This window comes from Pedobacter hiemivivus, assembly GCF_005144565.1.
GTDB classification, from domain to species: Bacteria; Bacteroidota; Bacteroidia; order Sphingobacteriales; family Sphingobacteriaceae; genus Pedobacter; species Pedobacter hiemivivus.
This window is the reverse complement of the sequence record NZ_SWDX01000001.1, coordinates 329,409-342,095: the sequence shown is the minus strand read 5'-3', so window position 1 is coordinate 342,095 and position 12,687 is coordinate 329,409. Positions and strand designations below refer to the sequence as shown.

Annotated in this window: 6 protein-coding genes; 2 read left to right on the top strand and 4 right to left on the bottom strand. The window is 40.8% G+C overall.

Annotated features, from left to right (window positions below; translation table 11 throughout):
* The first annotated feature begins 389 nt into the window (after positions 1-389).
* Together FBD94_RS01330 and FBD94_RS01325 are read left to right on the top strand one after the other, a co-directional pair.
* Entirely contained in the window at positions 390-869 is a 480-nt protein-coding gene (locus FBD94_RS01330) for a LemA family protein (RefSeq protein ID WP_235884337.1), read from the top strand.
* Between the two features lie 8 nt (positions 870-877).
* A complete protein-coding gene (locus tag FBD94_RS01325) occupies positions 878-2,821 on the top strand; it encodes a DUF2207 domain-containing protein (RefSeq protein ID WP_136878820.1) in 1,944 nt (647 codons plus the stop codon).
* A gap of 18 nt (positions 2,822-2,839) precedes the next feature.
* On the opposite strand, the gene FBD94_RS01320 is transcribed toward FBD94_RS01325, so the two are convergent.
* The 4 genes from FBD94_RS01320 to FBD94_RS01305 form a co-directional block, all read right to left on the bottom strand.
* On the bottom strand, positions 2,840-4,891 hold the full coding sequence (locus FBD94_RS01320) for a glycoside hydrolase domain-containing protein (RefSeq protein WP_235884336.1): 2,052 nt from the start codon (positions 4,889-4,891) through the stop codon (positions 2,840-2,842).
* A gap of 200 nt (positions 4,892-5,091) precedes the next feature.
* Positions 5,092-7,935: a hypothetical protein gene (locus FBD94_RS01315; RefSeq protein ID WP_235884335.1), complete on the bottom strand. Its 2,844-nt coding sequence runs from the start codon at positions 7,933-7,935 to the stop codon at positions 5,092-5,094.
* On the bottom strand, positions 7,932-9,284 hold the full coding sequence (locus FBD94_RS01310) for an SGNH/GDSL hydrolase family protein (RefSeq protein WP_235884334.1): 1,353 nt from the start codon (positions 9,282-9,284) through the stop codon (positions 7,932-7,934). Before FBD94_RS01310 ends, FBD94_RS01315 begins: the two co-directional genes overlap by 4 nt.
* Positions 9,271-12,681, bottom strand: a complete 3,411-nt coding sequence (locus FBD94_RS01305) for a hypothetical protein (RefSeq protein ID WP_136878817.1) — start codon at positions 12,679-12,681, stop codon at positions 9,271-9,273. The genes FBD94_RS01310 and FBD94_RS01305 overlap by 14 nt, the downstream gene beginning before the upstream one ends.
* Positions 12,682-12,687 lie beyond the last annotated feature (6 nt).

Sequence of the window (12,687 nt, the reverse complement as noted above, 5' to 3'; positions counted from 1 at the left end):
AAATATAGAATAGGGTTTCAATGTTCAACACTTTGTTTATTGTCCGAGGTCTATCGGTTTTATTACGTAATTGTAGAATAGTTTTGGCAATTACCCTTTTAATGATTCCAGGGCCGTTTTTTTTTATCGTAGATCATGTGCTGAATGAGAGACTGTGATCGTACGCAATAATAATTATGATTAATTTAGTAATTATACACGACAATAATACTGAATTAAATAAAACAAATACACAACAACAGATAAAAAAATTGTTAATTCTTAAACAGAATTAACCACATGTATTTCTCCAATTTTAATTCCCTATCTTTCTCCTACCTATGTTATACATCTTAATCGCCCTAATATGCTTGCTGATAGTTGGCAGCATATTTTATTACAACACACTTGTGAACAAGAAAAACAGGATGAAGGAAGCCTGGAGCGGGATCGATGTGTATTTGAAGAAACGGTATGAATTGATTCCTAACCTCATTGAAACTGTTAAAGGTTATGTCAGTCATGAACAAAAACTGATGCAAAATCTGGTTCGCTTGCGTAATGAAGCGATTCAGACCCAACAAAATCAGGAAAAAATCAATACAGAGCACCATCTTTCAGAAAACATCAGCAGATTGATGTTAATTGCTGAAAATTACCCTGATTTGAAAGCAAATACCAATTTCCAACAGCTCCAAACTCAACTGGAAACCATAGAAACTGAAATTGAACTCTCCAGAAGATATTACAACGGTACAGTGAGGGAAAATAACATTCAGGTTCAATCCTTCCCTTCCAACGTTATCGCATCCATCTTTGGATTCGATAACGGCATTTTCTTCGAAATAAACAATTCTGCAGAACGCGAACCAGTAAAGGTTTCTTTTTAAATCATCTTATGAAACTTAAACATCTATTTTCGCTGCTCAGGCTGTCACTGATCGTATTGCTCATTCCAGCTTTGTTCACAAAAACTTTAGCGCAGGAACCAGTTACAGAACAAGGTGAGCAGAATAACCAATCTGAAAGAGTCATTTCTTTTCACACCGACATCAGGATTGATACCTCCGGCATGATGTACCTGTCTGAAAAAATTAAGGTTTATGCATCTGGCGATCAGATTAAACGCGGTATTGTTAGGAGCATCCCAGTATATCGTAAAGATATATTTGGCGACAGAAAATCCGCAGATTTTAAAATAACGAGTATTTTAAAGGATGGAAAGAAGGAAAACTACAAGACCAAAAACGATGGTAGTATCCGCAGTATATACATCGGGAACGAAGATATTATACTTAATCCAGGTATCTACACCTATGAAATCAATTACCAAACTAAAGGACAGGTTGGTTTCTTTAAAACCTATGATGAAATTTACTGGAATGTTACCGGTAGTGAGTGGAACTTCGAAATAGAAAAAGCCTCTGCTACCATTGTACTCCCTAATGGAGCTTTGGCAGACAATACCGCTTGTTATACTGGTCCTTCTGGTTCGACCAGTAAAAACTGTAGCATCAGCATCAATCCCGATCAGTCCCTGAGTTTTCAAACGACTGAAAGTCTGCCCTCAGGAAGTGGATTTACTGTAGCCTCAGCTTTTACGAAAGGGATTATACACAGGCCTTCTAATTTCCAACTTTTTTACCAGGACTATCTGAAAATAACCTTGACACTTCTCTTGCTCATTGGCCTTGGAGCGTACTATTACATCAGCTGGTCGCGTTATGGACGGGATCCGCAGGAACCAGTCATCATTCCCAGCTTTAATATTCCAAATAACTGGTCCCCAGCCCTACTCCGCTATTTTTACATCAAAAAAATAGATGATAAGTCTTTTGCCATCTCGATCATCAATATGGCCGTTAAAAAAGTCATAAAAATCAGCAAAGGAGCAGGCCTCAAAAAAGAAGATTACGCTGTTGAAAAATCAACGGGTTTAACAAATGTACTGTCGAACGAAGAAGATGCCATTTACCTCCGCTTCTTCAACAAAAGAAATAGAATATACATCAATAAATCGAATGGTTCGACCATAAATGCAGCAAAGAATGCACATGAGGATAGATTGAAACCGCAGCTTAACTTAAAAGATTTTTTCATTACTCACAAAAAAACATTAATACAATCAACACTAATTACACTGGCTGTAATTGTTGTATTCATGATTTTTGTAGAAACCGGCGCTCCTATGATCATGCTTTTTCTCAGTCCTTTTATTGTGATCGGTGGATTTTGCTTCTTTGCAGGATTCAAAATGATAGGCGAATCTGTGCCTGTAGGAATTTTCCTGATCATTTGGGGAGCTGGCTTCGGTGGGGTTCCGCTGTATATGCTCCTTTCTAACCTCAGCAAACTACCCATAATTTCCCTTGTATTCATTGTAGCTTGCACCATCATGTATGCACTGTACGTTTACCTGATTAGGGCACCTACAGCAGCAGGAACTGATGTTATAAGCAAGATCAAAGGATTTAAAATGTATTTAGAAACGGCAGAGGAACATCGCTTGAATATGTTAAACCCTCCGGAACATACTCCTCAATTATTTGAGAAATTTTTGCCTTATGCACTTGCCCTTGATATAGAAAATGCCTGGGGAGCCAAATTTGAAGAACTGCTCAATCAAGCAGATTACAGTCCCGATTGGTATGAGGGCGACAAGTTTTATTACCCTCGTATTGCCAAAGGCTTTATCGTACCATTTAGCAGTGCGATTAGCGATAGTAAACCAGATACAGGCTCTTCTTCGGGATCATCCGGAAGTTCGAGCTGGAGCTCCGGGAGTAGCAGTAGCGGTTCTTCTGGTGGAGGTGGCGGCGGAGGTGGCGGTGGTGGCTGGTAGCTGCCCGGCACTACTCAATTAGTTCAAATTTGATATCCACATATTTCTGCTACCAAAATCAGAGGGTACTGAACCCGCTTCGATTTCAAGTATTCCTCCCTGTTGAATTTCGTCATGACGGATCCATAAACGATCCAATTTATTTCCATTTAGCGTGACACCCTTGATATACCGATTTTTATCCTCAAAATTTGAAACCTTTATTACAAAAGGTGCTTTTCCACCATTCAGTGTAACTGTAGAAAATAATGGAACGTTAAGATAATAAACGGGCTCTCCTACAAGCGGTTGCTGTAAACCAATCGCAGTCATTACAAACCATCCAGACATCGCACCCGCATCGTCGTCCATTGTCCTGACAAATGCTTTCGGCTCATTCTTATAAATTCTATCTATATGTGCACCGATCCCTCGACTATTGTCATTGAAATAATACTGAATAACGGTATCCAACGCAATCCTCTGTACCAATTTCTGGTATTTCCAAGGCTTTGTACTGGCATAATATAACGTCGGTGATTGTAAGTCCGGTTCATTAGCCCTATTAAAATAATAATTGTCGAAAAAATCATCTAATTGCTTTGTAAATTCTTGCCTTCCACCAGATAAATCAAGTAGGCCCTGAACATTAAAAGGCACCGACCATCTATACTGACGGATTGTTCCCTGATACATATTACGGACTGACATCCGATCGACATCCTTTTTACTTAAATCTTTAAACTCACGGTTCCAGACGGTCTTATACGTTTGTGCTCGCTCAAAAAAATGTTTGCTCAGTTCTTTTTCACCATAATTATCAAACAACTTACCCATGGCCCACATATCATAGCACGCCTCCAGGTACTTATCAGGTTTAGTAAAATCGAATCTGGCGGTATCAGCTAATAAAGAATCTTTTAGTCCTTTGAAATCAACTACATAACCCTTTTTTAAGGCATCAAGTAACACTGCTATACTATGTTCAGTCCGAACTGAATTTGCCGGTTCCTGTGGTCCGGCAAAATCGTATTTCCCATATCTATATAAATCACCTATAGAATGAATCATATCCTGATACTTATCCGGGAATAAAATAGACAATAAAGGAAGTTGGGTTTTATAATTGTCCCAGATTGCCCAACCATGATATTGATTAGATTTTGTAAGATGTAGCTTCCCGTCGGTTCCTTTAAAGGTTTTATCAGATTCTGAAATAAGATAAGGAGACTGCATAGTTCTGTAAAGCAGCGAATAAAAAAGCTTTACACGTTCTCTATCACCTTCTACTTTCACAGATGAAAGATGGTTATTCCAACGCTGGGCAGACTGCTCTCGTACTGTCGATATCTTTACTTCTTTGTTTTTATTTAACATTTTTATGGCGTGCGCTTCATCCACAGCAGAAAAAGCAACCCTGACATGCACATTTTTTTGCTTAGGGTCCAGATTTACCACCAGGCCATGCGTTCCATTTTCTTGCCATTTTTGTATGTGATCAATCTGCATCGCATAGTATATGGTATAAATGCCAACTTTACATGTTGTTTTAGCCTTAACCCATCCGGAGATAACATCACCATTTTTTGTGTGTTTTTCTCCAACAAAAGCTTGATTAAAAACATGCGAAAAGTCAATAGAAAATCCCTTGTCTATTGTTGGAAAGCTAAAGTTGTACATACCATAATTTTGGTCAACAGCGATATTGGTTTCAATTCCTTCTTTGAAGGATATGGTATAACTTCCAGGGCTCGCGGAATCAGCTATTTTTGTTAAAGGTTGTCCTTCATCTTCTTTCCCTAAAAATGGCTTTATTAGTATTATCCCCCCACTTCCCTGGCAACCAACACCTTCGAGTCTGTTATGGGTAAAGCCTAAAACATTTTTTGCCAGATATTCATACCCAGTATGCAAAGTGGGATTGGTTTGAGGCAAAATACTCAACTGGCTAAAAGGCGATGAGGCCGCAGGCGATAGCTGTCCGTGGTCTCCTGAGGATCCTAGAAAAACATTTACAAGTTGATCTGGACTTTGTGCAAAGGAAGTTATTCCTGACAATAAAAAGATAAGGCAATATATTAATCTCAGCATATTTTTTTTTCCAATTAACATCTTGATAACATGTCAATTCACAGCTATACCATCTATTAAGGAATGCGCAATATTACCACAAATAATTTTGTTTAAGCAATTCGCTTTCATTAACAAAAGGTTAAATAACCATAAAATAAAAAAAGCGAGCATCATCAGGAAAATGATACTCGCTTTAAATTAACGCTCTCCGTTCAAATTTATTTGCCCAATTCCGTTTCTTTAGATCTCGTCAATTTCCCATCGATATCCGTTAATTCCAGGTGAAAACGAACCGGTTTATCTTTATCAACCGGCACTGTAAATTCAAATGGATATTCATTTTTATCGATGATCTTTTCTTTGTTTCCCTTAATCTTATAGATCATCCTGGCCTTCTTCCATTTTGTATCATCTTCCTGAAGAAATACAAAAAGCTTTTGCGCATAAGCACCGAGCTTAAACAATAATGCCTTTGTATCTCCTTCCGGAATATTTATATAATCAGTTCTTTGATCTTTTTTCACATTCAGGATCTGGTCCTGAAAACCACTCCTGATTTTTACGCCCGGGATAGCCAGGGCGGTAATACCACCGGCAGGGACACTGATCTGGAAAGAACCATCTTTTAAATTCAAAGCTTGCGCTGATGGATATAAAGTCTGAACTCCGGTACTGCCAGAAAAATCTACCCTCGAAGCATCTACAGAAACACGAGTAGTGATGTCCGCTCCGGATTGGTTCATAAAAGCAAGTAGAAGTATATCTCCTTTTTTTGCACTGACATAGTTTAAAGCAATGTTAGCTGTATTCAACAGGCGGGAAGGCATCCAGAGTTGTACATTTTCGAACTGAAAGAACCGACCTTTCTTAGCCCCGTAAAACTTATTCTGCAGATATGCATATCCTTCTATATAATCACTTGGAAAGTCAATTTTGCCGTTACTTTTTACATAAGCATCTGAAACCAGATAATCAACAAACATAGAAGCCATTGGCAGGATATGATTGTAATGAAAGGAGTTTACGCTCTGATCCTTATGCTCATGGAGCGGAAAATCAGCCTTTTCATAGGCTGTAGTTCTTTCCGTATTGATATGATATCCCGGAAAACTTTCAGAACGGCCAACAATCGAAGCTTTAGCCACATTCATTAAAAATGGATCTTTTGTATGATAGCCTATCCTTAACAACCAGGGTGCATAGGTAGACATAAAAATCCCCCTGTGTCCGGTTGAAGTTCCAGATGATTCAGGTGTAAGTCCCATTTCAGAAAGTCTCCATGCAGGAACTTTTTCTTCAGGATAATACATTTGATGGTGTCCTTTTGATTTGAGGTACCAATACATAGGCGCTTTTCCCCCTTTATTTACAGTAACCAGATCATTCGGTATGGCTGGGGTCATCCAGGTAAACAAGGTATAATGCCTGGCTCCATCCTGTGCTGCTTCCAAATACCGGCGATCAGCAGTTAGTTCATATAACTCTAAAAGGGCTGACCAGTTATTGGTAAAGGTTGGCCAGAAAAAGTTGGAACTAAACAAGGGATCGCCAAACTGCTTTAACCTTGTATTTACTCTTTCTTTCAGATATTTATCCGCTAAAGTCTTGCTTAAACGTAAGTAAGCCGAATCGGATGTTAGCTTAAACATAAACATGGCATTGACCCAGTTGCGGCCTTTCTGCTCTTCATCAAGATTTCTGACACGCGCGGTTCCGAACTCTTTTTTTGCCATCGTAGCATAAAAGGAGTTGTTCTTGCCAAAAACATCAGACAACACCTGTAATTCTGATAATGGAGCAATGGGCCCTCTCAATTTCCTGGAAGGGGATTGAATTTTCTGATTGCTGTCAATCGCAAAAAGAAATTTTTCTCGTGACAACATAAACTCCATTAAAGGGTATGCCCTTTTATCAAACATTTCTTTATCATCCCTAACAATAGCCAATTCAAGTGGGTTCAGACTCGAAACATTTTTTACTGCGCCAGGCACATCTGTAGAATAAGCAAAGCCTTTTAAGCTATCAATAAACCAGGCATAACGTGTCTTGGAATAATCAATTAGGTTATCCAGGGTTGTATTCATTGAAACGGAGGCATTGCTGCGGTAATCCTTAAATCCAAACACATTTGTTGCGATCTGCTCATATGTTTTAGTGATGCTCAAGGGCTCAACAACAAAGTTCATCGAAAACTCAAAAGAATGTCCCGCCCTCATCTGAGAATTGAAACCACCCGGCATGGGGGCAAAAACCTGGGGCTGTAATTCTGATTTGTTATTTAAAAGTGCGATCCCAAACTGGCTGTTGGTTAACAGTGGCAAAGGTTGAAAAGGCAAATACCTGGAATCAGCCAGTACGCCTATTGAATTGTATCCGTCATTCACCAATGTAGTGGGTATTGTCGCCATATACGAGGGCGTAAGATAGGGCTGCAATGGAGCCCGTTTTTCCGTCCAGATCAGCGGTTGCCAAAGTTCATCCACAAGATCACTTTTAAAAGATGGTGCCCCGATATACCCAACACTATAAAAACCGTTCTTTTTAGGTATAAACAGAAACTCTATTTTGGGATAAGGCAAACTGCTTTTAATTAACCACGCTTTTAGTGTAAACAAAGCATGTTCCGGAAAGATAAAGTAAATGGAATCTCCGGCATTGACTGTTTTGACGGCGCTAAGAAAATATGTCTTTCCTGCGTGATAGATATTGGCGGTTCTATCTTGCTTCGCACTTCTTAATATTTTATCGTCAAATCCATCTCCGGCAACACTGGCGTTAACAATTTGTTGATGATAATCAGCCAGAATACTGTCATCAGTTTTCCAGGTGGGAATATTGTAAGCTACTTTTTTTAATCCTGAAGGTTTTAACGCGAGCTCAGGATCCCTTTCATTACAGATAACCACAAAATCGGGCTTAAACAGGTAAGTTTTGTCCTTTGAGATAATTTTAACCCCCTTGCTATCTGTTACAATTTGTGCATTAGACTTCATACACAAACAACAGGCAACTGAAAAGCAAATGAATTTACTATACTTTTTTAATTTAAGAATCTGTTTCATTTCAATAATGTTCCTCTTAATAAAATTCGACCTAAATAGATCACTGTCTGATCATATTTTTCAGGATGTTGAACGATATCCGCTCTCTTGTCTTCTGGCAGTATCATGAGTTTATCAGCTTTCTGGCCAGACAGGGTTACCTTTACCAAATGGTCCCCATGAGGCACTTTAATTACATCAAACTGTCCGCGGTAACGGTTATAGCAATAGTTGTTGAACCTATTCAATAGTTTTACAGGTTCTCCATCTATGATCCACTCCAGTTGTCCAACCTCTGGTCCGCCAATATCAAATACGCCCAGCATATCTCCCTTAAAACGGAAACTAAATGTGGCTCCGGGTTTATTTGCCGAAAGTACATTAGAAAACCAGGGACTGAATTTTTTAAGATTTGGATCGGTGTCTGTTGCTATCACCCGCCAGCCCTGATCAAGAACTGGCAAAGTTGATGGATCTACCATCGTTGCCTCGTCCCATGCAGCAGTAATTAATGGCTTTGGCAGCTCCTTCTTTTTTAAAGGTTTTGCTGCCTCAATTTTTTTGAAGGCACGGGCAATGGCTGCTGCGTAGAGATTCCCCCCCGCTGTAGTCGGATGTATTCCATCCTCAGAAAATAAAATTTTCTCCTGATCAGCTGGATTCCCTTTCCAGATCAGCTTTCCTGCTGCTTCCAGGTTTGCTGGCTCCATACCTAAATTCACAGAAGGCAGGTCGTAGTATGCCGCAATCTGCTCCAGGCCTTTAATATTTGGGGGCAACTCATTTTTTTGATAAAAGGCAGTTTGTCCAGTTAAAATGGTATACAGCAAACAAATAGCGGTATTGGGGTTCTTCTTGATCGTTTGACGGATCATTCCTTCCATCCCGGCGGCATAAGCGCCGTTAACGGCAAATTCTATAAAAATAAGATCGGGTTGATGGTTGAGTACCTGTTCATTGATCCTGAATGCACCCAGCTCCGTTCCCGTGCCAGATACACCTGCGTTGATCCATTGAAAGCTTGCCTGAGGATAAGTCTGCTCCAGGTTCCTGGCCGTTTGAAGGCGATAACCAAAATTCGCCTGGGTGATGCTCCCGCCGATAAAGGCGACCAGCACCTTTTTACCCGCATTTACTTTTTCAAAGAAGCCCGGAAAGCCTCCCCTGACATTGCATTCCAGCTCATTATTGAAATTACTGGCTTCAATTACAGGAATATTAGATGCAGAAACATCAAAATAAAGAGGAGAAGCCCCTGCCTGGGAGGCCGCAATCTTATCACTATCAGGCCTGGTTTGGGAAAATGCAGTAGCAGACATCAATAAACAACTAAGCAATGCAGTTTTCATACCTTTTCTATTCATTACCATTGAGTACAATTTTTTTTGATTTTGTTTTCCCATCATTACTCTTAAAAATGAGTTCCAGGTTTGCGCTCTCGCCCATCGCCAGTTTATTAGAACTCCATTCGTAAGGGTACTGCTTTATTTCCTGCGTCTGATTGTTACAATTAACGGTTACGGAATATCCATTTAAAGGAGCTGTTTCTGCAAATCCATAACAGGTATCCCAACCAAAGGGAGAGCGGATACGGAACAAGAATACACGCCCCCAGGGAGCCCCCAGATCAATCACCTTCATTCCATCTTTTACCGGCTGATATTTCTTGGCTACCCGGTTCGCCTTTAACGGAATAGAAATTGCCTTGAATCCTTTTGCAGGGACAACAACATCGATCTTGGCCGCTTTAAAATCCTGGGAAACTGACTGATCGCTTTGCGCATAAACCAGGGCTTTCCCATCCTTTAGCGCAGCTGTAGCATCAGTCCATTGTACAGATACTTTTTGCTCGGACTCAGCTTCCGAGGAAAGCAGGATCCAGAAGCTCTTATCCGAAACTGCAGTAACATAATTGATTCCTGGATTCTGAATATTTACCAGGCCCTTATGCATCCACAGTGTTGCCTCCTGATCTCCAAAAATCTTTCCTTTCCCGCCTCCGTATACCCGATTGTTAAACCAGACAAATCCTTCCTGTTTACTATAAGGAAACACTACATTTCCATTCGAACGTTGTATGGTTTCTGAGATCAGGTAATCGAGGCTAAAAGCGATATGCGGTGGGATATGATGATAATAAATGGAACTCACATCCGGCCCTTTATAAGGAAAATCAGCTGACATAGGTACATCCGTAAAACCTGTACTGTAATACCCCGGATAGTTTGTATAACGACCGATCACTGCATTACGTGCGTAGGTTTCATAGATAGATTTGTTCTCGTATTGGAACAACCGCAACAAATGCGGTGCCCAGCTGCTCATCAGTACCGGATGGACTGTCTGACCTTTTACCCGGGTAAAATAAGTGCTGGGTTGCTCCAAGCCCAGGCCCACTGGCGATACCAGCCATTCAGGCACTTTCTTTTCCTGTACATCGCCACTTTTCCTGGGAAAGCCTAAACGATAAGGCTGATTGCCTTTCCACCAGATACGTGTAACGCCATCATATTGATTATTCTTGTGAATTGTTTGCAGGCTGTCTTCCACTTTCGGATAGCTGCGTATTCCCGCAATGGTAAAATGGGCCCCATATTCTGCGGCTTTCAGATATTTTTTATCTTTTGTTGTTTCATAGAGATCCAGCAAGTCCCACCAGGGCGTATAAAAAGTGGCATTGTAAAAAGGTGTATGACTGAGTAATTTATTGGTATTGTTATATATTTTTTGCTGAATAAAAACATCGGCATCTTTTTTTGCCTGTTGCAGCCATTTCGCCTGTCCTGTGAGCTGGTATGCCCAAAGCGCCTGGTTCCATGAATGGAAATCTGTTGAGTAGCCTTTTGCTATCCTCAGACTATCTCCCGGTAGTGCTATATTCTTCAGCCAGGGGTTCAATCCTCCCAATAAGCGATCCAATCCTACGTAATAAGATGTGGTGAACTGAGAGGTAAGCGGGTTAAATTCCAGTGTTTTTCGTGTAGCATTATACGCTGTCGGAACAATGTCGGTCGCCCATCGGTACCCGCTTCTGGAAAGCGTAAATTCTATGGTCGGCAACGACCTACTAATGTAAAATTCTTCGTCATTCTGCAATACAGAGAGTGCGATGTTGGCCAATGGTGTGGCATTTACAACAGTAGGTGCTGTTTCAGGGTCGCCCTCAATATCATAAAATCCCTTTAGTTTGGTAGCCCATCCCGCAGCATTGTCATTTTTCACCAGTTCGATCATGTTGAATACCGCATCAGTAAGTGAAGCTTTTTCTTGTTTCCGATAGTCCTTAACTTCAAACACTTCCTTCGATACATAATCCATGGCCGAATCCCAATTGCCCGACTTTAAACCAATAATAAATCGTCTGTCAATCAACTCCCCTGCACGGTATTTAGAATCATTCATTCCCAGAACCGGAGAAAACATAACCGGCTGTATCTGGTTATTGTGATTCTTCAGTGTAAAACCCGCAGGCGCATAGTCTACCGAACCCCAATCCTTTTTAAACAATTCAGGGCTTGTTGCGACATAGCTTGAAACAATACCTTGCTCTCTTTTCGAAGAAACAATAGCCAGGGGCTGCTGCATCATAGAAGTAACCATCATTTGCGGACCTTCAGAAAGCCGCTTATACTGAAACATAGGCGCCATCAGTACGCTTTCCAGCTCCTGATCGGAAACAGGTTGAAAGGCTTCAATCCCCATACTGTAATATCCCGACTTGGCAACCTTGCAGATCAGCCGCAGATCAATATGTTGCTGACCCGGATGTAATGTCCACAAACCAGTTATGGTCGACCCATTCCGGGTCACATATTGAACTTTTATCGTTTGTTTATCTACAGCTTCTGCAGCTATGGGAATGGCTTCGCTAAGGTTACCTGCCTCAAAAGGATTGAGATCAGCTCCCGGTTTATGAACTGCATATTTATGACCATTAAAAACAAAATGAGCATTTGGTTTTTGGTTGTCCCAGGTTGGATAATATTTATTAAACTGGATGGCGGTAGCATCTGTACTGATTAAGAAAATCCTATGGTCTTCGATGTTTGCAGTACTCAGCTGTTGCCAAGCCCCTTCTTTTTTTATTTCTGTTTTACAAGCGATAGCCTTATGGTCAGCTCCCGTTCGTACAAACTGCACACGTACAGCCTCGTTTTCAATTCCTGCAATTATCTTATCGGTCTTACTCAGTTGAAGTGAGGGGCTTGTGTTTTTCTTTTCCTCCGTAAGCGCTTCCTGCATAACAGGAAGCTTTTTCCAGGATAAAAGGGTTTTCTTATCTATGTCATTTGGATTGATGGTGCTGTCCTGCACAAAAAGAATAGCATCGCAGCGGCCAAAATTAAAATTATGGAGGCGCAACAGCACATCACTCTCTTTCAGGTCAGCACTTCCGAGACGCTCCCAGGCATACCCTGGTTTTCCATGTCCGCCTGCTTTTTTTAACCTGGCATTTCCAACCGAAAGCTGGAACAAGCGAGTGCGGGGACGTGTATCAAAATCGGGGGTCCTTATCCAGATGGCATAGCGACCTGCTTTTCCGATATTCATCACTGTTAATGCATCGGATGTACTGTCCTGCTCTCCTTCTAAAAACCTTAATATGCTACCACCGATGCCGTCTTTATTTACTTCATTAAACCATTTGCCTTTAAACTGAAAGTCAGTCCCCAGCAGCAGGCGTTTTTCTTGCTGGGCATTAGCAGTTCCGGTTTTAAAAAACAAGAATGCGGTTAGCAATAAACATAGGCTGGTTTTCTGGTACATATCTTA

Bases quoted from the DNA above. Each gene is read 5' to 3' on its own strand.
- FBD94_RS01305 (WP_136878817.1), bottom strand. From the start codon at position 12,681: ATGTACCAGAAAACCAGCCTATGTTTATTGCTAACCGCATTCTTGTTT.
- FBD94_RS01320 (WP_235884336.1), bottom strand. From the start codon at position 4,891: ATGCTGAGATTAATATATTGCCTTATCTTTTTATTGTCAGGAATAACT.
- FBD94_RS01325 (WP_136878820.1), top strand. From the start codon at position 878: ATGAAACTTAAACATCTATTTTCGCTGCTCAGGCTGTCACTGATCGTA.
- FBD94_RS01315 (WP_235884335.1), bottom strand. From the start codon at position 7,935: ATGAAACAGATTCTTAAATTAAAAAAGTATAGTAAATTCATTTGCTTT.
- FBD94_RS01310 (WP_235884334.1), bottom strand. From the start codon at position 9,284: ATGGTAATGAATAGAAAAGGTATGAAAACTGCATTGCTTAGTTGTTTA.